Source organism: Agrobacterium sp. RAC06, assembly GCF_001713475.1.
GTDB lineage: Bacteria > Pseudomonadota > Alphaproteobacteria > Rhizobiales > Rhizobiaceae > Allorhizobium.
This window is the reverse complement of sequence record NZ_CP016499.1, coordinates 949735-974326: the sequence shown is the minus strand read 5'-3', so window position 1 is coordinate 974326 and position 24592 is coordinate 949735. Positions and strand designations below refer to the sequence as shown.

The window sequence follows — 24592 nt, the reverse complement described above, 5'->3', positions numbered from 1 at the left end:
CCCCGCATGGGGAGGTGGGGTCCCCTCAGATGCTATTCCGAAGGACCCTTCCGGATGACTTCTTTCTCTTCAACACTCGCGGTTACGCGTGCTAATCTGTCTTGCCGCTTTTGGCGGGCAATGTACCAATCGTCGAACAAGTTCTCCACGAGACTGAGTAGCAGTTCTGCTTCATCCGGTTCGACATCGACGATCACGTTAATGTCTTTCTCCATATGAGCACCGATATTGCCAATCTTACGGATCGCTTCAATGGCTTCGAAGCTCTCTTCAGATACGCCCCTGGGGGCATGTCCTTCATCGAATTGCTTCTTGAGGTCGTTGATTTCCTGATGGAGGGTCGGCTTTGTAATGCCGCAAAAATCTCTAAGCATGCCTTGCAAGCAACGTCTTGCAAGGGTCGCTGATGCTTTCGGGCTCAGATTTGAAATCCGGCAAGCTTCGGAATAGTCATTGGCAATTGGCGCGGGAATACACTGTGGCAGCGCGCGCGCACGGCTCTCCGGCTTTATTGGTACGGTTAGTGTCGCTCTGCTAAGTATGTAGTCATGAGTGAACTGGCTTTGAGTCAGCTTTCCATAAGAAACATCGATTGTTACGTTCTTGCACGAGGTATTAGAGCATCCGATTGACGTGATTTTCACGCCAACACAGTTTCCATCGGCTGTATCTCCGACATTAAGGCGTACTGTGGAGGCATCGAACTTGGCGCTGACCACGGTTTGATGATTTGAACAGTAAGGACACGTCCAGTTGAATTCATTCATTGGCTGACCTCATCATCGCAACAAAAGGCCCGAGGTTTCCCCCGGGCCGAAATCTCGTTCAATTCTCAGCTAATCAGCTGCACCCGCTCGTCGCGCCACACGTGTCGCACTTCTCGCAGGTGCCGTTCCGCACCATCGTGAAGTTCTGGCATTCCGAGCACATGTTGCCCGTATACCCCTGCGCGATCGAGCGCATGCGGCGGGAGGCCTCGAGCTTCTTGGCGTCGGCCTTGGCAGCTGCCGCCTCATCCGCCGCAGCGTCGGTGAAGACGCTTTCGGAGGCGATCTCCTCGGCCAGTTCCACGGCGCGCTCCTCGTAGTCGCGCTTGAAGGAAACGACTTCAGAGGTTGCAACAGCGGTCGTCACTTCGAGCTTGCGGGCGGTGGCGCCCGAAGAGGAGAAGGCGGTGACGGTGGCAGACGCCTTGGCGGGGAGGGCGGTGGCGGCACCCTTGGGCTCGCTGCCCGCCGCTGCCGGCATGTGGCTGGAGACGAGCGTCGGCTTGTAACCGCGGGTCAGGCCCTTGGAGACGACGTCTGCCTTGCCTTCCTTCATGCCGCGGCCAAGTGCCGTGGTCGAGAAGTCAGAGGTGTCGACATGGGCGAGATCGTGGCGACCGAGATAGGAGATCGCCAGCTCGCGGAAGACGTAGTCGAGGATCGACGTCGCATTCTTGATCGCGTCGTTGCCGGTGACCATGCCGGCCGGCTCGAACTTGGTGAAGGTGAAGGCGTCGACATATTCCTCGAGCGGCACGCCATATTGCAGGCCGAGCGAGACGGAGATGGCGAAGTTGTTGATGAAGGCGCGAAGGGCCGAGCCTTCCTTGTTCATGTCAAGGAAGATTTCGCCGAGACGGCCGTCGTCATATTCGCCGGTGCGCAGGAAGATGGTGTGACCACCGATCTTGGCCTTCTGGGTGTAACCCTTGCGGCGGGTCGGCAGCTTTTCCTGCTCGCGCACGACACGATCGACGATACGCTCGACGATGCGTTCCGTGATGGTGACCGCCTGGGCCGCCATCGGCTGCTGGAGCAGTTCGTCGACGCCGTCCTCGTCATCCTCGTCCTCGATCAGCGAGGCATTGAGCGGCTGGGAGAGCTTCGAGCCGTCGCGGTAAAGCGCGTTGGCCTTCAGTGCCAGCTTCCAGGACAGCATGTAGGCGGAGCCGCAATCTTCGACGGTGGCTTCGTTCGGCATGTTGATCGTCTTGGAGATCGCGCCCGAGATGAACGGCTGGGCAGCCGCCATCATGCGGATGTGGGATTCGACCGAGAGATAACGCTTGCCGATCTTGCCGCAGGGGTTGGCGCAATCGAAGACGGGCAGGTGCTCCTTCTTGAGGAAGGGGGCGCCTTCCAGCGTCATCGCACCGCAGACATGGATGTTGGCGGCCTCGATGTCCTTCTTCGAGAAGCCCATGTGGTCGAGCAGGTTGAAGCTCATGTCGGCGAGCTGCTCGTCGGAGACCTTGAGGGTCTCTTTCAGGAAGTCAGCGCCGAGCGTCCACTGGTTGAAGACGAACTTGATGTCGAAGGCGGCCTTCAGCGCGCCGTTGACGGCTTCGATCTTCTCGTCGGTGAAGCCCTTGGCCTTGAGCGTCGAGGGATTGATGCCCGGCGCCTGGTTCAGGTTGCCATGGCCGACGGCATAGGCGTCGATTTCGGCGATCTGGCTTTCCGAATAGCCGAGCGAGCGCAGCGCTTCCGGAACGGCAGCGTTGATGATCTTGAAGTAACCGCCACCGGCGAGCTTCTTGAACTTGACCAGCGCAAAGTCGGGCTCGATGCCGGTCGTGTCGCAGTCCATGACGAGACCGATCGTGCCTGTGGGCGCGATGACCGAGACCTGGGCATTGCGGTAGCCATGCTTTTCGCCGAGCGCCAAAGCCTTGTCCCAGGCAGCCGTGGCATGGGCGATCAGGGCCGGATCCGTGCATTCGGCATGGACGAGCGGGACTGGGTTGACCGAGAGGCCTTCATAGCCGTCCGACAGGCCGAGTGCTGCGCGGCGATGGTTGCGGATGACGCGCAGCATGTTGTCGCGGTTCGGCGCAAAGCCCGGGAAGGGGCCGAGTTCCGAGGCGATTTCGGCTGACGTCGCATAGGAGACGCCGGTCATGATGGCGGTGAGCGCACCGGCGATGGCACGGCCTTCGGCGCTATCATACGGGATGCCCGAGGACATCAGCAGGCCGCCGATGTTTGCGTAGCCGAGGCCGAGCGTGCGGTATTCATAGGAGCGTTCGGCGATCTGGCGCGACGGGAACTGCGCCATCATCACGGAGACTTCGAGAACGACGGTCCACAGACGAACGGCATGTTCGTAGTCGGCGATGTCGATGTTCTTGGTCTTCTGATCCTTGAAGCGGAGCAGGTTCAGCGAAGCCAGGTTGCAGGCCGTGTCATCGAGGAACATGTATTCCGAGCACGGGTTCGACGCGCGGATCGGGCCCGCTGCCGGCGAGGTGTGCCAGTCATTCATCGTCGTGTTGAAGTGCAGGCCAGGATCTGCCGATGCCCAGGCGGCATAGGAGATCTTGTCCCAGAGGTCGCGGGCCTTCAGCGTCTTCATCACCTTGCCGTCCTTGCGGGCGGTCAGGTTCCAGTCGCCATCATTCTCGACGGCGCGTAGGAAGTCGTCCTTCAGCGAGACCGAGTTGTTGGAGTTCTGGCCGGAGACCGTGAGATAGGCTTCCGAATCCCAGTCCGTGTCATAGGTCTTGAAGTCGAGATCCTTGTAGCCCTGCTGGGCGAACTGGATGACGCGCTTGATGTAGTTTTCCGGAACCTGGTCCTTCTTCGCGGCCTTGATTTCGCGCTTGAGGGCAGGGTTCTCGTTCGGGTCGAAGCAGGCGCCGTTGTCAGCCTCGCAGTTGACGCAGGCCTTCATGATCGCCTTCAGATGCTTGGCGACGACCTTGGAACCGGTGACGAGGGCGGCAACCTTCTGCTCTTCCTTCACCTTCCAGTCGATATAGGCTTCGATATCCGGATGGTCGATGTCGACGACGACCATCTTGGCCGCACGACGCGTGGTGCCGCCAGACTTGATGGCGCCCGCTGCACGGTCGCCGATCTTCAGGAAGGACATGAGGCCGGACGAGCGACCGCCGCCGGACAGCTTTTCGCCTTCGCCGCGCAGATAGGAGAAGTTGGAGCCGGTGCCGGAGCCGTACTTGAACAGACGGGCTTCGCGGACCCAGAGGTCCATGATGCCGCCCTCGTTGACGAGATCGTCCTCGACGGACTGGATGAAGCAGGCATGCGGCTGCGGGTGCTCATAGGCCGACTTCGACTTGACGAGCTTGCCGGTGAAGGGGTCGACATAGAAATGGCCCTGGCCGGGGCCGTCGATGCCATAGGCCCAGTGCAGGCCGGTGTTGAACCACTGCGGCGAATTCGGTGCGACGCGCTGGGTGGCGAGCATATAGGCGAGCTCGTCCTTGAAGGCGGCAGCATCTTCTTCGGATGAGAAATATTTGCCCTTCCAGCCCCAATAGGCCCAGGTGCCGGCCAGGCGATCGAAGACCTGGCGAGCATCGGTTTCCGAGCCATAACGCTCGTTCTCGGGGAGGGCAGCGAGTGCCTTTTCATCGGCAACCGAGCGCCAGAGGAAGGAAGGAACATCGTTCTCCTCAACCTTCTTCAGCACCTTCGGCACGCCGGCCTTGCGGAAATACTTCTGGGCGAGAATGTCCGCCGCCACCTGGCTGAACTGGGCGGGGACGTCGATGTCGGCAAGACGAAATACGATTGAGCCGTCGGGGTTCTTGATTTCGCTGATGGCCTTGCGGAACTCGATCTCCGCGTAAGCGGACTGTCCCGGTTTGGTGAAGCGACGTTCAATGCGCATCTGCCTGTGTCCCTCGATCTAGGGCGCCGGAAATCGGCGCGAGAAATTTCGTTCGGTCGCACGATGGGTCGCGCAGCCGTTCACTGGTTCGTCCGTCAGGTGATTCATCCGGAGATGAGTGCACCCTCTATCTTGTGGTGATGGTGGCTGCAAATACTAAATATAGTTTTACCACACAATTGCCGCCAGACCCAGACCCCCTGTCCGGCGGTCAAAAATCGCACAAATTTCCTGCCGTGGAGGGCGCCGTCAGAACGCCGTTCCACCTCAAAGAAAGCCGCCACAATGTTTGATGAAACCCGGCCTCGTTAATGCCCGGTCCAGTCGCCGCCGCAACAGGGTCCATTAACATCGTCCCGACTGATTCCGTCAAGGGGTGGTCTGTGAAGGAAATGTTAACGCTATATCTTGTGGTGTTGGATTGTGGATAACGGGCAAAAGAGCGAAGTCACGGGAATGAAAGGGCTTTCTCGGACGATGTGATGCAAGCGGCCCCGCATGTCGCTCCGTCAACCAGATGTCACGGGATAAAATTCGTGCCGAAATGAGCCGCCGGGGCAAACGGCGCCCCGCATTTGGGGGCTTTCGCGAAAGGCTGCACCTGTTGCTCAAAAACCTGGGGATTAGGCCTGCCAAGAATTTGCTCATTGACACGCTGCATCGCCCGCCCCGTCCGCGCCCCGCGGGGAGTGGCCTAAAAATCATCTGCGTCTTTCCTGTATTGCGCAGCAACGAAATTGCAACATGTGACGCGTAGAAGAGGTGCAGACGTATGGAATGAGCTCCATGCCCGGCCGGTCAGGGCCGCCTGCCAGGATGGCGGGTTCGCACGGAGTGAGATTTTCCATGAGTATTGCCAATCTTTCCATTCTGAAGAAGGTCAGCCTTGTCGTCGTCCTGATGGGCGTGGCGGCTGCCGCGATTGCAGCCGTCGGCGCAAGCGGTCTCTCCTCGCTGGGCGCGGCCCTCAAGGATACCGGCGCCCGCGAGGAGGTGGCCCGCGAGGCCATGGACCTGCGCGTCGACATCATCGCCATTTCGCGCATGACCTACCAACTGGCGCTGGCGCCTGAAAAGGCCGCAGATTTCGCGGCCGAAACCGACAAGCGTGCCGCCGAGATGCTCGCACGCCTGCCGAAGATCGCGACCACCGCGAGCCCGGCCGAAGCCCAGATCCTCGATCGCACCAAGCAGGCGCTGGATGCCTATTTCAACCAGATCCGCGCCATGGTGGCCGTCGCCGCCACGCCGGCTGGTCAGGATCTCGCCGTCATGAAGGCCGAGCTCGCCAAGGCGCTCGAGGCGCAGAAGACAGTGACATCAGTCGTCAAGGAATATTCGACCTCGTCGGCCGAGAGCCTGACAGGTTCGCGTGAAAACGCGCTGGCCGCCTCTGGCTTCACCATGCTGGTCCAGATCGTCACCGCCGCCGTCTGCATTCTCGCAGGCGTCGCGATCAGCTTCCTGCTTGCCCGCCGCGGCATCGTCAACCCGATCCGCAGCCTGACCGCCGTCATGACGGAAATGGCCTCCGGCAAGCTCGGCAACGCGATTGCCGGTACCGAGCGCAAGGATGAGATCGGCGAGATGGCGCGTGCGCTCGAAGTCTTCCGAACCAATGAAGCGCAGATGCGTGCCATGGAAGCGCAGGAAGCGGCCCTCCACGCCCAGAGCCGTGACCTGCAAACCTCGATCAGCGATATCGTCGCCGCTGCTGCTGCCGGCGACTTCTCAAAGCGCATCTCCAAGACCTATGAGGATGCGGACCTGCAGCGCTTTGCAGCCTCGGTCAACGAGCTGGTCGAAAGCGTCGATCGCGGCGTGACCGAAGTGCGCCGCGTCATTGCAGCGCTTGCCGATGCTGACCTCACGCATGACATGCAGGGCCAGTTCCAGGGCGCCTTTGCCGAACTGCAGGGCAACGTCAACCAGACCATGGCCGTTCTGCGCCAGACCATGCAGAACATCCTGAGCGCTGCTGGCACCATCACCGGCAATTCCGGCGAGCTGTCGTCGGCCGCCAACCAGCTCGCCCGCCGCACCGAGCAGCAGGCTGCTTCGCTGGAAGAGACCGCCGCAGCGCTTGAGGAAATCACCACAACGGTCAAGACCTCGACCCAGCGCGCCAAGGAAGCCTCGCACATGGTCGACGAGACCAAGTCGAGCGCTGGCAAGTCGGGCGATATCGTTCGCAACGCGATCGACGCCATGGGCCGCATCGAGCAGTCCTCGCAGAAGATCAGCCAGATCATCTCCGTGATCGACGAGATCGCCTTCCAGACCAACCTCTTGGCGCTGAACGCAGGCGTCGAAGCTGCGCGCGCCGGTGAAGCCGGTCGTGGTTTCGCCGTCGTCGCTCAGGAAGTGCGTGAACTGGCCCAGCGCTCGGCGAATGCTGCGAAGGAGATCAAGACCCTGATCAACACCTCGGCCGAGGAAGTGAAGGGCGGCGTGTCGCTCGTTCTGTCCACCGGCGAGGCGCTGAAGGAAATCGAATCGCTGGTCAACCGCGTCAACGATCACGTCGTGACGATTGCCCGTGCTGCCGAAGAGCAGTCGGCAGCGCTCGGCGAGATCAACACCTCGGTCAACCACATGGACCAGATGACCCAGCAGAACGCCGCCATGGTCGAAGAGACAACGGCGGCCAGCCAGGTTCTCGCCAGCGAAGCCCGCCAGCTGCAGGCGCAGCTCGCCCGCTTCAAGCTGGAAGGTGGCGCATCGGCCGGCTCGGCCGGCTATCGCACGGCCGCCTGAGAAACTTCGGGAAATTGCTAACTAGTTAAATACAGAGGCGCCGCAGCGATGCGGCGCTTCTTTCGTTTGTGTGATGGAACGGGCAGTCTTGGCGTGCATTGAGGCCTGCATTGCGCCTTGGCACTGGCCTTGAGGCGAGACATCGGAACGAAGGAGACGGGATCATGCATCTGTTGCTGTTGGGCGCCACCGGACTTGTCGGCAGTCATGTCCTCAACCTGGCGCTCGCCGACCCACGCGTATCGGCGGTAACCGCCCCGACCCGCCGGCCGCTGCCGGAACGAGCTGGCCTTTCGGCGCCGGTGGTGGATTTCGACAATCTTCCGCAGGATCCGTCGATCTGGGCCGTCGATGCGGTGATCTGTGCTCTCGGCACAACGCTGAAGACGGCCGGATCACGCGAGCGCTTCCGTCAGGTCGACCACGACTATCCTCTGGAGATTGCAAGGCTGGCAAAGGCCCATGGCGCGCGGACCTTCGTTCTCAATTCGGCAAAGGGAGCGGATGTGACGTCGCTCTTTTTCTACAGTCGGGTCAAGGGAGAGACGGAGCGTGATATCCTTCAGCTCGGCTTCGAACGGACCGTGCTGGTTCGTCCCGGGCTCATCGATGGTCCGCGCCCCGAGCGGCGGCCTATGGAGCATTGGGCGGGCAGGGTGCTTTCGATTCTGGATCCGATCCTGCCGCCCTCCATCAAGCCGAACCCGCCGGACGCGATCGCCCGTGCCATGCTCGATGCCGCCGTGTCGACGACATCGGGGGTGACCATCGTGCCGTCACAGGCTCTGCTGTGACGGCACGCGTAACACCTTCTCAAAGGTCAGTTCGTGCCACCGATCGGTAGATGACGGCGCAGGTCGTCGGCTTCGGGTGCATTGATGTGCCGGTAGCGGGCCTCCACGAAGTTGTAGACACCGAAGGCGGCGAGGCCGACTGCGACCACGGCATAGATGATGCCGCCGAAGGGCAGGCTCTGCACCCAGGCCAGAGCGTCGGCCATGCCGCCGGCCTGGTCAGGATCAACAGTGAAAGCGGCATAGAGGAAGAAGACCCCGATGATGCCGAAGACCAGGCCGCGCGCGACGAGCCCGTAGATCGAAATCAGCACGGCCGGCGAGTTCTTCTCTGCGTCGAGGTCGAGATAGCGGCCGAACTTGCGTTTGATCCCCTTCATGGCCGTGACGATACCGCCGATGACAAAGCCGATGCCGATGATACCGGCGAGATAGCGACCGAAGGGCTGGGCCATTACCCAGGCGGCAAGGCCTTCCTCGCCGCCGGAGCCACCGCCGCCGGGCATCTGCAGCGCCATCAACAGGCTTGTCATCGCAAGACCCGCATAGGTAATCGCGCTGCCGAACAGGGCGGCGCGGATCGCATAGCCCTTCATGTCGTCGTCCTGTCCGTCGGCATTGGCGAGCGACTGGGCGAGACGCCAGACGACGAAGCCCGCAAGGCCAAGGCCGATGAGGCCGATCCAGATCCGTCCGAATGGCTGCTGCAGGATTGTCTCCAGCGCCGAATTGGTGTCCGGCTTCGACCCGGCGAAGCTCGAAAACAGAGCGATAGCTGCAATCATCAGAAATACGATGCCACGGGCGCCATAACCGGCCCGTGCCATCAGTTGAAATTTCGACCGCGTGTTCATGGAAATCCTCTCCTGCTGTGAGGAAGAAACGGAGGAGGGGAGGCAGGGTTCCTTGCCTTCTTGCGTCAGCCAACCGGACGGTCATCGGAACCAAGGGATAATCGACGGGTTACCTGCTGAGGTAACGACAAGGGAGACACTGATGGCGACGGAGCCAAGCGAAAACGGCGAAGGCACGGAGGTGCTACGGACCACCGATTACTCCGCCCAGTCAGACAGTGGCGCAAAGCCCGGCTTTGCGCTCTCGGCCTGGTCACTCGTCATCGGCGGCGGCTTCATCCTGCTGTTTGTCGCTGGGCTGCTACTCTTCTAGAGCTCCCAGATCATCCGTCATTAAACCAAGAGGTTGACAATCGAGTGATGTCCGCAGATATTCAACCACATGGTTGATATTGCGCAAAACCCCTTGGACATGATCTTTCACGCGCTGGGCGACGAAACGCGTCGGCGCATGCTGGCGGCCCTGTCGCAAGGAGAAAGGAGCGTCGGCGAACTGGCCGAGCCTTTTTCCATGTCGCTGGCCGCCGCCTCCAAACACATCAAGGTCCTGGAAGCCGCCGGCCTCATCCGCCGCGAGATCCGGGGCCGCACCCATCTCTGCCGATTGGATCCGGGACCGCTCGCCGGTGCCCACCAGTGGCTGAGCGCCTACGAGCACTTCTGGACCGGCCGGCTGGATGTCCTCGAACGGCTCCTTCACGCGGAGGATGCCGCATTTCCCCGACAGAAACCTGATGGAGAATGACGATGACGGAAAGACTGGACATAAATCCCTATGGCCGACTGACCGAGCCCGCAACGCTGGTGATCGAACGGCTGTTGCCCGGACCCGCTTCGCGAATCTGGTCATACCTGACCGATGGCGAGATGCGGCGCAAATGGCTGGCGGCAGGCGCGATGGAAGCAAAGGCGGGTTCGACCTTTGAATTGGTATGGCGCAACGAGGAACTGACGGACCCGCCCGGGCATAGGCCGGAAGGGTTCAGTGAGGAGATGCGGATGACGAGCCGCGTGCTCGAGGTGCAGACGGAGAAACGCCTCGTTTTCACCTGGGGCGAGAGTGGTGAGGTCGCCTTCGATCTGCAGGCGGACGGGGATGAGGTGCTCCTGACGATCACCCATCGCCGCATTTCTGATCGTGCCAATCTGCTCATGGTCGGTGCCGGCTGGCACATGCATATCGACATTCTCAAGGCCAAGCTCGACGGCACGCGGGCGGAACCGTTCTGGGATGGCTGGCTCAAGCTCAAGGGCGAATACGATCGGCGTTTGCCAGCCTGACCACAGAAGTGAGCTCAACCAAATCGAAAGCCCTCCGCCTTATCGGCAGAGGGCTTTCTGGTCTTTCGAAGCCGCAAAAGGTCAGGGCTGTGCAGGCGCTGGCGTTGCATCCTGGACAGCACCCTCCGGTCCCGTTGCCGGGACATCCGTCTGTGGCGGGGTCGGGGCTGCGAGCGTGCCATCGCCAGTATTGGCCGGCGCATCCGGGGTTGGTGCTACCGCCGGATCTTCTAAGGTCGGCGGCGTGGAGGACGGCGTTGTGGCGTCCGGCGCAGGGGTGTCGCTGGCTGGTGTGCCCTCGGCCGGTGCGTTCGCCGGAGGCGTGCCTTCCAAGGCTTCCGCCGCGGCAGCCTGTTCAGCAGCAACCGGGGAGCCCGGCGGCATTTCGTCCGTGCCGAGTGGTTCGGCAAGCGCCGTCGCATTCTGCGCCGCGACCCGCCAGACCGTATTGCCGGCATCGTCGGCGACAAGCAGGGCGCCGGTGCCATCGAAGCCGAGGCCGACGGGGCGGCCGCGCGCCTGTTCCTCGCCATTGAGGAAGCCGGTCACGACATCACGCGCCTCGCCTGCGGGTGCGCCGTTCTCGAAGGGCACGTAAAGCACCTTGTAACCGTTGAACTGGTCGCGGTTCCAGCTGCCGCGATTGCCGACAAAGGCGCCGTTGGCAAAATCCTCAGGCATGGCCATGCCCATGGAGAAGGCGAGACCGAGCGCGGCGACATGGCTCGAGAGCGCATAGTCCGGCTTGATCGCCTGCTCGACCATGTCAGGCCGTGGCGGATGCAGGCGCGGATCGACATGCTGACCATAATAGCTCCACGGCCAGCCGTAAAAGCCGCGGTCCTGCACCGAGGTCATGTAGTCGGGCACGAGATTGGGGCCGAGTTCGTCGCGCTCGTTGACGACGGTCCAGAGCGCGCCGCTCTCCGGATTGATCGTCAGGCCGTTCGGATTGCGCAGGCCTGATGCATAGACGCGCGAGGCACCGGTTTCCCGGTCGATCTGCCAGATCGCGGCGCGGCCTTTCTCGGCCTCCAGACCGCGTTCGCCGGCATTCGAGTTCGAGCCGACCGAGGCGTAGAGGAAACGACCGTCGGGGCTGAGCGCCAGATCCTTGGTCCAGTGGTGATTGATCGGGCCACCCGGCAAGGGGCTGAGCACGCGCGGTGGCGTGGTGATCGCGTTCTGCCCGAGTTGGTAGTCGTAAGCGAGCACCGCGTCGGCGGCCGCGACATAAAGCGTGTCGTCGGCGAAGGCGAGGCCGAAGGGCGAATTGAGATCGGTGAGCAGATCGTGCCGTTCATCGACTGTGCCGTCGCGGTCCGTGTCGCGCAGCAGGGTGATGAGGTTGGTCGGCTTGTCGCCGCCACCGCCACCCGATGCCATCGACATGATGAAGCCGCGAATGACGTCCTTCGGTCGCTCGACCGGCTTGCCGGGAGGTGCCTTGCTCTGCACGACAAGCACATCGCCATTCGGCAGCGTGTGCACCGTGCGCGGATTGACGAGATCTTTCGCATAGGCCGTGATCGTGAAGCCGTCGATGACGTCGGGTGTTTCGTCCGCACCCCAGCCAATGACCTCCGCGACCTTGAGGTCGGGCACAAGCGACTGGCTCGGTTCGGGCAGGACGGGGTCGGGGCCGATCTGGCTGGTGACGTCAAAATTGCCGTTGTCGTCGCTGCAGCCGGCAAGCGCCAGCGCCAGGACGGCGGTCGAGGCGAGGGCGGCGTGACGGAGCGTGAAGGTGGTGCGGGTCATGGTGTTCTCCAGGCGTCGGCGCTGCGCTGTTCGGCGGTGAGGTAGACGCAGGCGATCATCGCGATCACGGTGATCAGGGATGCGGCAAGACCGTAAGGTACGATCGCCGTCCAGCCGTCGCCGGCGTGAATGAAGCTGTTGATGAAGGCGAGCACCAGAACCGCGAGATAGGCCAGCACTGCAGGCCAGCTCGGGCGCAGGGCACGAGTTGCCGGGCGGGCGAGATCGACGAGGCCGGCCAGGATGGACAAGCCGCCGAAGATCAGGCCGAAAAACAAGAGCCAGTCGGAGAAGTTGCTCCACATCAGATGTGACGTCCGCCAGTAGAGGATGTCGGTGATCAGCGTCAGCGTGAAGCAGACGAAGGGGAAGGGGACGAATAGCGCCGAAGCCGGATAGGCGTTCGAGGCTGTCGGCGGCGAGTGGAAGGTGGCCATCAGTTGCTCTCTACCGTTGGGAGTGGAACATGAGAGCCATACGGCCGAGCGGCCGAATTGTTCCGTCCCATCACCACGCGTGCGCAACAAGCGAGGCGGCTGGCCGAGATATTGGAGGGTAGGAGGGCTTTTGCCGGCCAAGAAAAAACCCGCCTGCGGTGACAGGCGGGTTTGATGCTGGCGGCGGGGCTTGGATCAGCCCTTCGAGCCCTTGGCGATCGGCTCCTGATAGGTGAAGCCCATGTCCCAGGGGAAATAGATCCAGGTGTCCTGGGACACTTCGGTAACGAAGGTGTCGATGGTCGGCACGCCCTTCGGCTTGGCATAGACGCAGGCGAAATGCGCCTTCGGCATCATTTCGCGCACTTCAAGTGCGGTCTTGCCGGTGTCTGTCAGATCGTCGACCACGAGCACGCCTTCGCCGCCATTGACCATCAGCTCGGCGGTGATGCCCTTCAGGAGGTTCATTTCGCCCTGGTTGACGTAGTCATGGTAGGAGGCGATGCAGACCGTCTCGATCAGGCGGATGTTGAGTTCGCGCGAGATGATCGCCGCGGGTACCAGGCCGCCGCGGGTGATGCAGACGATGGCGCGGAAGTCCTGGCCGAGGCCGGCGAGGCGCCAGGCGAGCGCACGCGCATCGCGGTGGAACTGATCCCAGGAAACGGGAAAGGCTTTATCGGGGAGAGACATGCACGGGGCTCCGCTGGCTGGATGATATCGTCCGCGCCGGATTGCGGCGCCGTCGACCGGATCCTTTCAGGCGGACCGTCTTGCGCGGTCCCGAAACGCGTTTCGCGCGGCAGATACCGCGCGAACCTCGTCCCCTCAAAGGGTTCCAGTCTTTGGCCGTTGCTATTAGCGGGAATCCGAAGCCTCTGGCAAGGCCTCGCGTTCCCGCCCGGTCAGCCGATCAATCAGCGCGACAGAAGCGTCAGTGCCGTCATCGAATCGAGCAGCGTGCGGGTGACGCCGCCGAACAGCATTTCCCACCAGCGTTTGTTGCCATAGGCGCCCATGACCAGGAGATCGATGGAGCTGTCCGACAGCCGGTTCTCGATGGCGATCGCCGGGTCGAGGCCGGTCTTTTCCGACGCCGTGACCGTGACCTTGATTCCATGACGGGCAAGCGAAGCGGCGATCTCGGCGCCGGCGATTGCGCCGGTCTGTGTGGAGGTGTCGGAGGCGTCGACGGTGAAGATCTCGACCTCTTCCGCCGCCATCAGGAAGGGCAGGGCATCGAAGGTGGCGCGGGCCGCCTCGCGCGAGCCGTTCCAGGCAACGAGCACCCGGCGGATCGGCTTCGGCGCCTTCAGGATATGCGGGATGAGCAGTACCGGCCGCCCGCTTTCGAACAGGAAGCTTTCGAGTTCCGAGCGGGTCTCCGACAGCATACCCGCTTCACCCTGGGCGGCGATGACGAGATCGACGCTGCGCGCACTGTCGATCAGGGCGGCGGAATTGAAGCCCGAGGATGTGACGAAGCTGCGCCATTCATGGGAGAAGCCTTCGCGGTTGCCGATCTCGCGGAAGATCCGCTCCACGCTTTCCGTCTCCTGATGCGCCATGTCCTGCAGCGCCTGCACGGTCGCAGGGTCCGGTATTTCCATCGGCGCGACCAGCGGCACCATGGCCACGGCCTCCGCATGGGCGCCGATCACATGCGATTGAAACTGGTTGGCAATGGCGACGGCAAAATCCGTCACCTGTTGCGTGGTTTTGGGTGTGTCCAATATGGCAAGAAGTGTGCGGTAACCCATGGTCGTCTCCTCTTGCGGCCCTTATTTAATGTCCGCATGAGATAACTATGGGTTCCATCACCAGGTTCCGCCTTGACCGAGGTCAAGTCGGGAGGGGTTTGAGGCACAAAGGAAAGCGGGCTCAGGCCACCTCGCCGGTGCCGAGATCGCGCGTGGCGGCCGCATCCTTCTCGTTCCGGATCGCATCGATCATCGCCTCGACATCGGCGGCTGCCGCATCGACGATCGCCTGGTCGCGCGCCCGGACAATGAGTTCGGTCGAGAAGCGCCGACCGTCGAAATGCGGATAGGAGCCGATCGAGGTTTCCGGATGCGCTTTCTGGATCGCGCCAAGTGCCGTGCCGATATCGCCTTCACCGAAGGGGCAGGCAATCGAGCGCGACAGCACGCGCTGGCCGGCCGGCAGTGTTTCGATCACATGCGCCATCATCGCCTGGAAGACCTGCGGCACGCCGGCCATGACATGCACATTGCCGATGATGAAGCCGGGGGCGGTCGAGACCGGGTTCGGGATATGGCGGCTGCCTTGCGGCATGCGCGCCATGCGCTGGCGGGCCTCGGTGAATTCCAGTCCTCGGCCGGCATACATGTCGCCGAGCAGCTTCATGGCGTCAGGGTCGTGCAGGCAGGGCACGCCGAAGGCCTTCGACACGGCATCGGCCGTGATGTCGTCATGCGTCGGGCCGATGCCGCCCGAGGTGAAGACATAGGTGTATTTCGACCTGAGCGCATTCAGCGCCTCGACGATCGCATCCTCCTCGTCCGAGACGATGCGGACCTCTTTCAGATCGATGCCGGCAACCGTCAGCAGGTCGGCGAGATGGCCGATATTCTTGTCCTTGGTGCGGCCGGACAGGAGTTCGTCGCCGATGGCGAGCATGGCGGCGGTCTTGATCGTCGAGGTCATGGATTAAGTCCTATGGGAATGGGGCAGGCGGGGACCGAGAGGTTACCGTTTTATGTCCGTGAAGAGAAGTAAAGGCACTCATTGATTGAACACTGCGTTCCCGCAGCCGCGACTGGTTCCCGATGCGGAATGCGCTACATCTCGCACATCCACAGCGCGGCAGGGCCGCATGTTCAAAGGGAGATACGACATGGCCAAGATACTGGTTCTCTATTATTCCGCTTACGGTCACATCGAAACCATGGCCTATGCCGTTGCCGAAGGCGCAAAGTCGGCCGGTGCCGACGTCACTGTCAAGCGCGTTCCGGAACTGGTGCCGGACGATGTCGCCAAGGCTTCCTATTACAAGATGGACCAGCAGGCGCCGATCGCCGACCCGACCGAGCTCGATCAGTATGACGCCATCATCGTCGGCGCCGGCACCCGTTACGGCACGGTCGCCTCGCAGATGCGCAATTTCTGGGATCAGACCGGCGGCCTCTGGGCGCAGGGCAAGCTGACCGGCAAGCTCGGCTCGATGTTCACCTCGACCGCGACCCAGCATGGCGGCCAGGAAACCACCATCATGGGCTTCATCCCGACCTTCCTGCATCACGGCATGCTCTATGCAGGCCTGCCTTACGCCTTCCAGGGCCAGATGGGTGTGAGCGAAGTCATGGGTAACTCGCCCTACGGCGCCTCCACGATCACGGCCGGCGACGGTTCGCGCCAGCCCTCCGAGATCGAACTCGAAGGTGCTCGCTATCAGGGTGCCCATGTGGCGAAGCTAGCTGCCAAGCTGGCCTGAGCATAGAATTGACTATCGTCAAAAGGTGGGGCGCAAGCTCCGCCTTTTTTCGTCTTTGGGGCAACTGGGCCACCCGATCGGTAAAAGGCGATCGATCGTTTCAAGGGTCTCTTGAGCGCTTTGGCGCATGCTTCGGGTTGTAAGACCTGAAAGGACGCATGCCATGGAACAGCCAGATCGTCGTCGCCAGCCCCGCCTGCGGGCGCTCAAAGCCGGCCGCGCCATCCTCCCCGGCGGCCATTCCACCTTCGACTGCATGATTCGCAATCTGTCGCCTCTCGGCGCCAAGATGAGCTTCGAATCGACCGCCGACATTCCCCCTCAGTTCCGCCTGCGCCTGGAGGACGGCACGACCCATGACTGCGCCGTCAAATGGCGCAGCCCCCGCGAGATCGGCGTCGAATTCCTGGATGCGCTCGCAAGCTGAGTGATCGATGACACGGGGCGGGCCACAGCATTGGCCCACTACCCTTGACGCGTCCGCCGATCTGATCGAAACAGGGCCCGCACGCGGACGTGGCGAAACTGGTAGACGCAAGAGACTTAAAATCTCTCGGCCTTAGGTCATGCGGGTTCGATCCCCGCCGTCCGCACCAAACTTCCTGTGTTTTGACTGTTAGCGCTGGCCCGTTCTCTTCGGGACAGGTTCTTGGTGTCGTACATCTCTTTGCACTCAATGCGCCAAATTTGTGCAGATCTATTTTTGACGAAAGTTTGAGCATTTTCCGCTTTGCGGCCTCGCTATTTCCTGCTTTGATGCTCCCACCAAAAACAAGGGGAGCTCAAATCCATGATATCAAGACGTCTCTTTTCGGCCGCCGTTGTGGCGGCGGGTCTGCTTGCCGGCGTGACGCTGCCGGTCGGTCAGGCGCATGCCGAGACGGCCATCAAGTTCACGCTCGACTGGAAGTTCGAGGGCCCGGCCGCCGGCTTCCTGCTGGCGCAGGACAAGGGATATTTCGCAGCGGAAGGCCTGGATGTGACGATCGATTCGGGCAATGGCTCGGTCGAGGCGATTCCGCGCGTGGCAACCGGCGCCTATCAGATGGGCTTCGGCGACATCAACTCGGTGATCAAGTTCCTCGATGAGGATCCGTCCCAGAAGGTCAAGGCCGTGATGATGGTCTATGACAAGCCCGTCTTCTCGGTCGTCGGCCGCAAGTCGCTCGGCGTGACGGAAGATCCGAAGTCGCTGGAAGGCAAGAAGCTCGGCGCACCGCCGCCGGATGGCGCGTTTGCCCAGTGGCCGGCCTTCAAGCAGGCCGCCGGCATCGACGACAGCGGCATCACCATCGAATCGATCGGCTTTCCCGTGCGCGAGCCGATGCTCGCCAAGGGCGACGTCGATGCCGTCTTCGGCTTTGCCTTCTCGGTCATCCTGAACCTCAAGGCGCAAGGCATCCCGGCAGACGACATCGCGACCATCCTGATGGCCGATAACGGCCTGAACCTCTATGGCAACAGCGTTCTGGTGAACTCCGACTTCGCCGCCGAAAACCCTGAGGCTGTGAAAGGCTTCCTGAGGGCGCTGGCCAAGGGCTTTGCCGATGCCGTTGCCAATCCGGAAGAGGGTGCCGCCGCTGTCCTGAAGCGCAACGAGACGCTGAATGTCGACATCGAGAAGGAACGTCTCGAAATGGCCAACGCCATGAATATCAAGACGCCCTATGTTGTCGAAAACGGCATGGGCAGCGTCGACATGGCGCGCCTTTCCGCCTCGATCGAGACCCTCAAGGTCTCCATGGGCCTTAAGGGCAATGTCACGGCCGAGCAGGTCTTCGATGCAAGCTTCCTGCCGGCCAAGGAAGAGCGGATGTTGCCTTGATGACCTCACCCTCCCCTTGAGGGGGGAGGGTCGAACCGCAGGTTCGGGGTGGGGTGACCTTTTTGCGAGATCACCCCACCCGCCGCTTCGCAGCGACCTCCCCCTCAAGGGGAGGTTGGGTAATCCCATTTAGACCGGAGCCCCGATGTCCCACCTCGTTTCCATCGACAATGTCGACATGCGCTATGGCGGCGCCGACGGAACGCTTGCCGTATCCGGCCTTACCATGCGCGTCGACAAGGGCGAATTCTCCGCCGTGGTCGGCCCGTCCGGCTGTGGCAAGTCCACCCTGATGAAGCTCGTGACCGGGCTGCACATCCCGCAATCCGGCGTCGTCATCGTCGCCGGCCAGCAGGTGACCAAGCCGGTGTCGATCGTCGGCATGGCCTTCCAGAACCCGACCATGTTGCCCTGGCGCACGACGCTCGAGAACATTCTCCTGCCGCTCGAAATCGTCGAGAAGCATCGGCATCGCCTGCGAGCGAACAAGAAGGAATATGTCGAAAAGGCCGAGAACCTCCTGGAGATCGTCGGCCTGAAGGGCGTCGGCTCGAAATTCCCCTGGCAGCTGTCGGGTGGCATGCAGCAGCGCGCCAATCTCTGCCGGGCGCTGATCCACGAACCGGAACTCCTGATGCTCGACGAGCCCTTCGGTGCGCTGGATGCCTTCACCCGCGAGGAGCTGTGGTGCGTCATCCGCGATCTGCATGCGGCCCAGGGCGTGACGATCGTGCTTGTGACCCATGACCTGCGCGAGGCAGTCTTCCTCGCCGACCGGATTTTCGTGATGAGTGCCAGACCCGGCAAGGTGGTCAAGGAACACACAGTGCCCTTCGCGCGACCAAGGGATCTGGAATTGATGTACCAGACCGAATTCAACGACATGGTGCATGTGCTGCACGGCGAGATCGCAAAGGCGAGGGTTGCGGCATGACGATGACGATCGAGACAGCGCCGACCCGCCCGGTCGTAAAGCCCCTGATGCAGCGCATCAACTGGGTGCGGGCCGCACCCTTCCTCTACACGCTGGCGCTTTTCGCCATCTGGGAACTGACGGTCATCGTGCTCGACATGCCGCCGACCATCCTGCCGGCACCGTCACGGGTCTTTGAAGCGGTGGTGCAATACTGGTCGCCGATCTGGAAGAACTCGCTGCAGACGCTCTACACGACGACGCTCGGCTTCATGATCGCCGTTGTCGCCGGACTGGGGCTCGGTCTCTTCATCGGCTGGTCGAAGTCCATCTATGCCGGGCTCTATCCCCTGATGATCGGCTTCAATGCGATCCCCAAGGTGGCGCTCGTGCCGATCCTCGTCATTTGGTTCGGCATCGGCACCGTGCCGGCGGTGCTGACCGCCTTCCTGATTTCCTTCTTCCCGATCGTCGTCAATGTCGCGACGGGTCTCGCCACGATCGAGCCGGAGACGGAAGACGTGCTGCGGGCGCTGGGCGCCAGGAAGCTCGACATCATGCTGAAGGTCGGCATTCCCCGGTCGATGCCCTATTTCTTCGGCTCGCTGAAGATTGCGATCACGCTCGCCTTCGTCGGCTCTGTTGTTTCGGAGACGGTGGCCTCGAATTACGGCCTCGGCAACATGATGAGCTCGGCCCAGAGCCAGTTCAACGTGCCCCTGGTCTTTGCCGGGCTTCTGGCGCTCGCCGTCGAGGGCATCGCCATGTATGCGCTGATGGCCTGGCTCGAAAAGCGCATGACCGGCTGGGCGCATCGCTCGACCATGGCGAATTGATCCGAAAAACTGGACGCCCGATGTGGGCGTTCAGCTCTTGTCCTTCAGCGTGAAGGCCAGTTCGAAAGGCGTCGAGCGTTCGGCGATCACGTCGTTCACCGTATAGCGCAGCACATAGGCGCCGGGCTTGGCGCCATCGACGTCGAGCGTCAGATGGGTATAGACCTCGATCGCATCCGAATGGCCGGTGAAGGTGAAGTTGCCGAATTCCTTTTGCAGCGCGAGCGTCTTGCCTTCGTCGTCGGTGAGTTCGAGATCGACGGTGAAATGCGATTGCCGCTGGTTGTTAGGCGCCTGTTGCCATTTGAGCCCAGCCACCTCGACATAGGTGATGAGCTTCTCGCCGGTGACGAAGACCGGCTCCGCTTTTGCGGTATAGGCCCTGTAGGCCTTCGGGACTTCCGTGATGAAGACGGCGCGCGGGACCGTGAGCGGCAAGCTCTGGCTGAAGGCTGCAAGCCCCGAACGCATGGCCTCGAAGGCGCCCTTCGCATCGTTTTGTGCCGCAAGTTTCTCCGCCTCGATCGCCGCATCGAGAAGCGGGCCGGCCGCAACCGGTGCCGCAGAAAGGAATGCGCCGATCAGGGTGACGGCAAGGCCGCGGGCAGGGGCTGAGGGCATCAGGGACACGTGATTCTCCCGCATTGATCTTGCGGGAGTGTGGGAAGAACCAGGCCCGGGCGTCAAGCGCAGAGCGGTTCTGTGCGATCACGTTGGCCTGATGGTCACGAGCGCCAGAACATTGGCACCAGCAGCACCATGACGGTCAGCACTTCGAGACGACCGAGCAGCATGGCAAGCGACAGGATGTAGAGTTCCGGATCGTGCATCGTGGCGAAGTTGCCGGCCGGGCCGATCAGCGACCCGATGCCGGGGCCGACATTCGAGAGCGCCGTGATCATGGCGGATGAGGCAGTGGCGAAATCGTAGCCGGCCAGCGCCATGGCGAGGCTGCCGATCACCCAGATGAAGATATAGGCGCTGAAGAACAGGAACACGGCGCGCTGCGTGTCTGCATCGACGATCTGGTTGCCGTAGCGGACAGAATAGACGGCGTTCGGATAGATGAGCCGCTTCAGCCCCGTCACGATGATGTTGAAAATGATGACGAAACGGTAGGCCTTGATGCCCCCGGCCGTCGAGCCGGAGCAGCCGCCCATGAAGGTGGCGAAATAGGCTGCGGCCACTGCAAACGGCCCCCACAGAGTGTAGTCTTCACTGGCATAGCCGGTGGTCGACAGGATCGATGCGAAATTGAACAAGGAATGCGACAGCGCGAGCGGCAGGTCCACGCCATTGCGCAGGTGGTTGTAGAGTGCTGCAGATACGGCGAAGGCTGCGAGATAGCCAAGAAAGACGAGAATCTGTGGATCGCGCAGGGCGTCGAGGCGCCCCTTTATGAAGAAGACGATCAGGATCGAGAAAGGCAGGCTGCAGACCGTCATGAAGAAGGTTGCGATCCCGCGAAGCGCATAGCTGTCGAAATAGCCGAAGGAGGCGTCATGGGTGGAGAAGCCACCTGTGGCGATCGTTGTCAGGGCATGGTTGAGCGCATCGAAATGACTCATGCCGAAGATGTCGTAGGCGATCATGCAAATCAGGGTGATCGCGACATAGATGGCGACGAAGGCGCTGGTAAAGGTGGCGATCCGCGCGAACGGCTTGTCTGCGATGTCGGAGGATTCCATCTTGAAGAAGGAGACCCCGCCCACTCTCAGGAATGGCAGCACGAACAGCCCGAGCGCCACAATCCCGATGCCGCCCAGCCATTGTAGCAGCGAGCGCCAGACGAGAAGCCCGGGCGCCATGTCGTCCAGTCCGGCAAGAACCGTCGAGCCTGTCGTGGTGATGGCCGAAACCGATTCGAACAGGGCCTGGGCGAAGGTCAGGTCCAGTTCGGAGAAATAGATCGGGATCGCACCGACCAGCGAAAAGGTGGCCCAGAGCACGTTGACGAGCAGAAAGCCCATGCGCTTGGAGAAGGCCGGCGGCGGCCCCCGCGTCGCCATGGCAGCCGTGACCGATAGACCGCCGACCATGGCGGCAGACACCGTGAAGACAGACCAGTGCGGGTCGCCGTAATAGAGGTCCACCATGGCCGGGATCAGCATGGCCGTGGACAGATAGAGCCCGCAAAGGGCTGCGATATAGACGACGGAGCGGAGCAGATTGGTGTTCAAGGAATGACTTCCGTCTGTTGCAGCGCAAAGAGGCTTTGTCTCTGCCCGATGTCTATGCCATAGCGGGGCTCTGTCCAAAATTCAACGGAGGCTGACGTGACCCCCAATCAGGTCGACGAAGCGCTGGAAGCCATGCGCGGGCTTTTTCCCGAGACACCGCTGCAACTCAACGAGCATTTGAGTGCCCGTTACGGTGCCAATGTCTACCTGAAGCGCGAGGACCTGACGCCGGTTCGCTCTTACAAGATTCGCGGCGCCTTCAATTTCTTCCGCAAGATCGTCGAAGACAGCCCTTCCGGTACCACCTTCGTCTGCGCCTCTGCCGGCAATCATGCCCAGGGCTTTGCCTATGTCTGCCGCCATTTCGGCGTTCAGGGCGTGGTCTTCATGCCGGTGACGACGCCGCAGCAGAAGATCGACAAGACCCGCATCTTCGGCGGCGAATTCATCACCATCCGCCTGATCGGCGACATTTTCGATCAGTGCTATCAGGCTGCCCGCGAACATGTCGAGGCGATCGGCGGCTACATGGTCCCGCCTTTCGACCATCCCGATATCATCGAAGGCCAGGCGACGGTCGCGGCTGAAATGATGCAGCAGTTGCCGGAAGGCGTGACGCCGGATCTCGTCATCATGCCGGTCGGCGGTGGCGGGCTCTCGTCGGGCATGACCGGCTATCTCGCCGGCAAGGTTTCGCCCGAGGCGATGATCTTCTGCGAGCCCCAGGGCGCGCCGAGCCTGAAGAAGAGCCTCGAGGCCGGCAAGGTCGTCACGCTCCCCAAGGTCGACAACTTCGTCGATGGGGCAGCCGTCGCCCGGATCGGTGACCATAATTTCGAGGCGCTGAAGGCTTTCCGCCCCGATCAGGTGCTGATCGTGCCGGAAAACGCGATCTGCGTGACGATGACCGACATGCTGAATGTCGAGGGCGTGGTTCTGGAGCCGGCAGGCGCGCTGGCACTTGCCGCACTCGACCTTCTGCCGCGGGTTGCCCTGAGTGGGCGGACAATCGTCGCCGTCGTCTCCGGCGGCAATTTCGATTTCGAGCGGCTGCCTGACGTCAAGGAACGCGCCATGCGCTACGCCGGCTTGAAGAAATACTTCATCCTGCGTCTGCCGCAGCGTCCAGGCGCCCTGCGGGATTTCCTCAATCTTCTCGGGCCCGAAGACGATATCGCCCGCTTCGAATATCTGAAGAAGTCGGCGCGCAACTTCGGTTCGATCCTGATCGGCATCGAGACGGGCAAGCGCGAGAACTTCGCAGAGCTGTTCGACCGTTTCGATCAGGCAGGTCTTGGCTTCGAGGACATCACCGAGAACGAGATCCTGGCCAACCTGATCATCTGATGCCCTGGCCGGCGAGCCAGTCCACGATGATCTTCGCAATCGGCTCGGTGGTCTCGGGCGAATAGGTGTCGCCGGCAATTACATGGTTGTTGGCGTCGCCGGTCGGGCCTGGATCGACGAGCTTGTGATCGGCACCCCAGCGCGCCGCAACCGCCGCCGTCCGATCCGGCCTGACAACCTTGTCCTCGGCCGACTGGAGGAAGAGGGCGGGGACGCGGATCTCCCGAACCGGTGTGTGGTTGGCCAGTTGGACCGATTGCGCCATGGGAATGAGCGCGGCCACCGGGTAACTTGTCGTCCAGTTGTGCGCGTTGAGCGGGCTGATCGGTTCAAATCCCGTGCGCTTGCCGATGATCAGGCGGGCCAGTTGGGCGCCGAACGGGCCTGTCAGCAGGAAGCTGCCGGATGCCTGTACGCCATAATTGGGTGAGAGGAACACCGAAGCCGCGATCTTGTCCGCAAGCTTAGGGCGACCGAGCGCCCAGGTGACAAGCGAGGCGCCGGTGGATGTCGAGATAATGACGACGCGCTCCCCCAGATGTTTACCGATGGCCAGCGCTTCACCCACATCCGCCGCCCAGTCATCGATCGTCGCGAGGCCCATGGCATCGGGATCATCAAGGCCATGACCGGTGAGCCGGGTGAGAAAGAGATTGGCGCCGAGCGCTTGTGCCACGAGGTCGGGCAGGGGGCGAACCTCGGCGGATGAGGCGGAAAAGCCGTGCACATAGACCACCGCGAGCGGCGTCTTCGCTTTGCGGATGGGGTCCGCCCAGACGATCTGCTTGGCAAGCCCTTCGCGGATGCGGCCTGCGTCATGCTCATTGTCGGCGATCAGGGCTTCAAGCGAATCGAGCGGCGTGTCCGCACCGATCTCTGCCTCTCGTTCCAGGGCGAGTACCGGAGGTCTGAGATAGAGAAAGACGATAGCCGCGATGCTGAGAAAAACGAGTGCAAGCAACAAGCCCATGACGATCCGCATCCTCAAGCCTCCCACGGTCCCTCCCGACCGGTGCCGACTGTATCACGCCATCATGATGCGGGAAGCCGTCCCACCTGCTCTTCCTCGGCAGGCCCGGTTATGCTAGGTCAGGCCATGTCTATTCTGTCCAGCATCCTCTCCATTTTCACCGGTGGTTCCTCTTCCGAGACCGCTGCCAAGCCCCTGGCCGAGCCGCAGACCTATAAGGACTGCGTCATCCATGCCGAACCCATGCGTGAAGGCAGTCAGTATCGTCTGGCCGGTCGCATCTTACAGACCGTGGATGGTCGGGTGCTCGAGCGCAAGTTCATCCGCGCCGACGTCTTCACCTCGCTCGATGATGCCCTCGATTGCACCTTCCGCAAGGCGCAGCAGATCATCGATCAGAATGGCCCCTCGCTGTTCGGTGATGGCGAGGAAACGCGCATCGTCTGACGTTGCACTTTGATATTGCGAAGAAATGTTTCTTCGCGATCACCGAATGTTAATGATGCGTCGCAACACTGGCCCCTGAGATATTGTCCGGGTTTTCCAGTGATCATTGCGTT

At 61.8% G+C, this 24592-nt stretch carries 23 protein-coding genes and 1 tRNA gene; 13 read left to right on the top strand and 11 right to left on the bottom strand.

Annotation, left to right across the window (positions count from 1 at the left end; genetic code table 11):
• Window positions 1-32: 32 nt before the first annotated feature.
• Together BSY240_RS04610 and BSY240_RS04605 are read right to left on the bottom strand one after the other, a co-directional pair.
• Window positions 33-767, bottom strand: a complete 735-nt coding sequence (locus tag BSY240_RS04610) for a DUF4145 domain-containing protein (RefSeq protein ID WP_069041559.1) — start codon at window positions 765-767, stop codon at window positions 33-35.
• Window positions 768-840: 73 nt separating this feature from the next.
• A complete protein-coding gene (locus BSY240_RS04605; protein ID WP_069041558.1) occupies window positions 841-4623 on the bottom strand; it encodes a vitamin B12-dependent ribonucleotide reductase in 3783 nt (1260 codons plus the stop codon).
• A gap of 846 nt (window positions 4624-5469) precedes the next feature.
• On the opposite strand from BSY240_RS04605, the gene BSY240_RS04600 reads away from it, so the two are divergent.
• The gene (locus BSY240_RS04600) at window positions 5470-7380 is read left to right on the top strand and encodes a methyl-accepting chemotaxis protein (protein WP_054150092.1); all 1911 of its coding nucleotides are present in this window, start codon (window positions 5470-5472) and stop codon (window positions 7378-7380) included.
• Window positions 7381-7544: 164 nt separating this feature from the next.
• Window positions 7545-8174, top strand: a complete 630-nt coding sequence (locus BSY240_RS04595; protein ID WP_069041557.1) for an oxidoreductase — start codon at window positions 7545-7547, stop codon at window positions 8172-8174.
• A gap of 26 nt (window positions 8175-8200) precedes the next feature.
• Here BSY240_RS04595 and BSY240_RS04590 read toward each other — a convergent pair whose 3' ends face one another.
• Entirely contained in the window at window positions 8201-9028 is an 828-nt protein-coding gene (locus BSY240_RS04590) for a DUF1206 domain-containing protein (RefSeq protein ID WP_069041556.1), read from the bottom strand.
• A gap of 142 nt (window positions 9029-9170) precedes the next feature.
• Here BSY240_RS04590 and BSY240_RS24080 point away from each other — a divergent pair, with 142 nt between their 5' ends.
• The 3 genes from BSY240_RS24080 (at window position 9171) to BSY240_RS04580 (ending at window position 10309) form a co-directional block, all read left to right on the top strand.
• A complete protein-coding gene (locus BSY240_RS24080; protein WP_156322874.1) occupies window positions 9171-9341 on the top strand; it encodes a hypothetical protein in 171 nt (56 codons plus the stop codon).
• 69 nt (window positions 9342-9410) lie between these two features.
• Entirely contained in the window at window positions 9411-9773 is a 363-nt protein-coding gene (locus BSY240_RS04585; protein WP_069041555.1) for an ArsR/SmtB family transcription factor, read from the top strand.
• Window positions 9770-10309 (top strand): SRPBCC family protein, encoded by a 540-nt coding sequence (locus BSY240_RS04580; protein ID WP_442855999.1) that lies wholly within the window; start codon window positions 9770-9772, stop codon window positions 10307-10309. Before BSY240_RS04585 ends, BSY240_RS04580 begins: the two co-directional genes overlap by 4 nt.
• An 81-nt stretch (window positions 10310-10390) precedes the next feature.
• Here the strand turns inward: BSY240_RS04580 and BSY240_RS04575 are convergent, their stop codons facing one another.
• The 5 genes from BSY240_RS04575 to BSY240_RS04555 all read right to left on the bottom strand — a co-directional run bounded on the left by BSY240_RS04575 (window position 10391) and on the right by BSY240_RS04555 (window position 15174).
• Window positions 10391-12070: a PQQ-dependent sugar dehydrogenase gene (locus BSY240_RS04575; RefSeq protein ID WP_069041553.1), complete on the bottom strand. Its 1680-nt coding sequence runs from the start codon at window positions 12068-12070 to the stop codon at window positions 10391-10393.
• Window positions 12067-12507: a DUF2231 domain-containing protein gene (locus tag BSY240_RS04570; protein ID WP_069041552.1), complete on the bottom strand. Its 441-nt coding sequence runs from the start codon at window positions 12505-12507 to the stop codon at window positions 12067-12069. The genes BSY240_RS04575 and BSY240_RS04570 overlap by 4 nt, the downstream gene beginning before the upstream one ends.
• Window positions 12508-12702: 195 nt before the next feature.
• On the bottom strand, window positions 12703-13200 hold the full coding sequence (gene gpt, locus BSY240_RS04565; protein WP_054150099.1) for a xanthine phosphoribosyltransferase: 498 nt from the start codon (window positions 13198-13200) through the stop codon (window positions 12703-12705).
• A gap of 224 nt (window positions 13201-13424) precedes the next feature.
• Window positions 13425-14267, bottom strand: a complete 843-nt coding sequence (locus BSY240_RS04560) for a universal stress protein (RefSeq protein WP_069041551.1) — start codon at window positions 14265-14267, stop codon at window positions 13425-13427.
• 121 nt (window positions 14268-14388) lie between these two features.
• On the bottom strand, window positions 14389-15174 hold the full coding sequence (locus tag BSY240_RS04555; protein ID WP_069041550.1) for a competence/damage-inducible protein A: 786 nt from the start codon (window positions 15172-15174) through the stop codon (window positions 14389-14391).
• 190 nt (window positions 15175-15364) lie between these two features.
• On the opposite strand from BSY240_RS04555, the gene wrbA reads away from it, so the two are divergent.
• The 6 genes from wrbA to BSY240_RS04525 all read left to right on the top strand — a co-directional run bounded on the left by wrbA (window position 15365) and on the right by BSY240_RS04525 (window position 19535).
• Window positions 15365-15961: an NAD(P)H:quinone oxidoreductase gene (wrbA, locus tag BSY240_RS04550; protein WP_069041549.1), complete on the top strand. Its 597-nt coding sequence runs from the start codon at window positions 15365-15367 to the stop codon at window positions 15959-15961.
• Window positions 15962-16124: 163 nt separating this feature from the next.
• Entirely contained in the window at window positions 16125-16388 is a 264-nt protein-coding gene (locus tag BSY240_RS04545; RefSeq protein WP_054150102.1) for a PilZ domain-containing protein, read from the top strand.
• 83 nt (window positions 16389-16471) lie between these two features.
• A tRNA-Leu gene (locus BSY240_RS04540) sits at window positions 16472-16557 on the top strand.
• 194 nt (window positions 16558-16751) lie between these two features.
• Entirely contained in the window at window positions 16752-17786 is a 1035-nt protein-coding gene (locus BSY240_RS04535) for an ABC transporter substrate-binding protein (RefSeq protein ID WP_054150103.1), read from the top strand.
• A gap of 145 nt (window positions 17787-17931) precedes the next feature.
• Window positions 17932-18720, top strand: coding sequence for an ABC transporter ATP-binding protein (locus tag BSY240_RS04530; RefSeq protein ID WP_069041548.1), 789 nt, complete (start codon window positions 17932-17934; stop codon window positions 18718-18720).
• On the top strand, window positions 18717-19535 hold the full coding sequence (locus BSY240_RS04525) for an ABC transporter permease (protein ID WP_054150105.1): 819 nt from the start codon (window positions 18717-18719) through the stop codon (window positions 19533-19535). Before BSY240_RS04530 ends, BSY240_RS04525 begins: the two co-directional genes overlap by 4 nt.
• A gap of 30 nt (window positions 19536-19565) precedes the next feature.
• Here the strand turns inward: BSY240_RS04525 and BSY240_RS04520 are convergent, their stop codons facing one another.
• Together BSY240_RS04520 and BSY240_RS04515 are read right to left on the bottom strand one after the other, a co-directional pair.
• Window positions 19566-20156, bottom strand: coding sequence for a hypothetical protein (locus tag BSY240_RS04520; protein WP_069043827.1), 591 nt, complete (start codon window positions 20154-20156; stop codon window positions 19566-19568).
• A gap of 104 nt (window positions 20157-20260) precedes the next feature.
• Entirely contained in the window at window positions 20261-21715 is a 1455-nt protein-coding gene (locus BSY240_RS04515) for a TrkH family potassium uptake protein (RefSeq protein WP_054150107.1), read from the bottom strand.
• Window positions 21716-21847: 132 nt separating this feature from the next.
• Between BSY240_RS04515 and ilvA the strand changes: the two genes are divergently transcribed.
• Window positions 21848-23062 carry a threonine ammonia-lyase gene (gene ilvA / locus BSY240_RS04510; protein WP_377278530.1) on the top strand — a complete coding sequence of 405 codons (1215 nt, stop codon included), beginning with the start codon at window positions 21848-21850 and terminating at the stop codon, window positions 23060-23062.
• Here the strand turns inward: ilvA and BSY240_RS04505 are convergent.
• A complete protein-coding gene (locus BSY240_RS04505; RefSeq protein ID WP_083229552.1) occupies window positions 23055-24044 on the bottom strand; it encodes an alpha/beta hydrolase in 990 nt (329 codons plus the stop codon). The two genes, ilvA and BSY240_RS04505, sit on opposite strands and share 8 nt — an antisense overlap.
• 114 nt (window positions 24045-24158) lie before the next feature.
• Between BSY240_RS04505 and BSY240_RS04500 the strand changes: the two genes are divergently transcribed.
• Window positions 24159-24479 carry an HlyU family transcriptional regulator gene (locus tag BSY240_RS04500; RefSeq protein ID WP_069043825.1) on the top strand — a complete coding sequence of 107 codons (321 nt, stop codon included), beginning with the start codon at window positions 24159-24161 and terminating at the stop codon, window positions 24477-24479.
• The last annotated feature ends 113 nt before the right edge of the window (window positions 24480-24592 follow it).

Coding starts and splice junctions, on each gene's coding strand:
- BSY240_RS04500 (WP_069043825.1), top strand. CDS start 24,159: ATGTCTATTCTGTCCAGCATCCTCTCCATTTTCACCGGTGGTTCCTCT.
- BSY240_RS04570 (WP_069041552.1), bottom strand. CDS start 12,507: ATGGCCACCTTCCACTCGCCGCCGACAGCCTCGAACGCCTATCCGGCT.
- BSY240_RS04545 (WP_054150102.1), top strand. CDS start 16,125: ATGGAACAGCCAGATCGTCGTCGCCAGCCCCGCCTGCGGGCGCTCAAA.
- gpt (WP_054150099.1), bottom strand. CDS start 13,200: ATGTCTCTCCCCGATAAAGCCTTTCCCGTTTCCTGGGATCAGTTCCAC.
- BSY240_RS04595 (WP_069041557.1), top strand. CDS start 7,545: ATGCATCTGTTGCTGTTGGGCGCCACCGGACTTGTCGGCAGTCATGTC.
- BSY240_RS04585 (WP_069041555.1), top strand. CDS start 9,411: ATGGTTGATATTGCGCAAAACCCCTTGGACATGATCTTTCACGCGCTG.
- BSY240_RS04610 (WP_069041559.1), bottom strand. CDS start 767: ATGAATGAATTCAACTGGACGTGTCCTTACTGTTCAAATCATCAAACC.
- BSY240_RS24080 (WP_156322874.1), top strand. CDS start 9,171: ATGGCGACGGAGCCAAGCGAAAACGGCGAAGGCACGGAGGTGCTACGG.
- BSY240_RS04525 (WP_054150105.1), top strand. CDS start 18,717: ATGACGATGACGATCGAGACAGCGCCGACCCGCCCGGTCGTAAAGCCC.
- wrbA (WP_069041549.1), top strand. CDS start 15,365: ATGGCCAAGATACTGGTTCTCTATTATTCCGCTTACGGTCACATCGAA.
- BSY240_RS04530 (WP_069041548.1), top strand. CDS start 17,932: ATGTCCCACCTCGTTTCCATCGACAATGTCGACATGCGCTATGGCGGC.
- BSY240_RS04555 (WP_069041550.1), bottom strand. CDS start 15,174: ATGACCTCGACGATCAAGACCGCCGCCATGCTCGCCATCGGCGACGAA.
- BSY240_RS04520 (WP_069043827.1), bottom strand. CDS start 20,156: ATGCCCTCAGCCCCTGCCCGCGGCCTTGCCGTCACCCTGATCGGCGCA.
- BSY240_RS04590 (WP_069041556.1), bottom strand. CDS start 9,028: ATGAACACGCGGTCGAAATTTCAACTGATGGCACGGGCCGGTTATGGC.
- ilvA (WP_377278530.1), top strand. CDS start 21,848: ATGCGCGGGCTTTTTCCCGAGACACCGCTGCAACTCAACGAGCATTTG.
- BSY240_RS04575 (WP_069041553.1), bottom strand. CDS start 12,070: ATGACCCGCACCACCTTCACGCTCCGTCACGCCGCCCTCGCCTCGACC.
- BSY240_RS04505 (WP_083229552.1), bottom strand. CDS start 24,044: ATGCGGATCGTCATGGGCTTGTTGCTTGCACTCGTTTTTCTCAGCATC.
- BSY240_RS04600 (WP_054150092.1), top strand. CDS start 5,470: ATGAGTATTGCCAATCTTTCCATTCTGAAGAAGGTCAGCCTTGTCGTC.
- BSY240_RS04535 (WP_054150103.1), top strand. CDS start 16,752: ATGATATCAAGACGTCTCTTTTCGGCCGCCGTTGTGGCGGCGGGTCTG.
- BSY240_RS04605 (WP_069041558.1), bottom strand. CDS start 4,623: ATGCGCATTGAACGTCGCTTCACCAAACCGGGACAGTCCGCTTACGCG.
- BSY240_RS04580 (WP_442855999.1), top strand. CDS start 9,770: ATGACGATGACGGAAAGACTGGACATAAATCCCTATGGCCGACTGACC.
- BSY240_RS04560 (WP_069041551.1), bottom strand. CDS start 14,267: ATGGGTTACCGCACACTTCTTGCCATATTGGACACACCCAAAACCACG.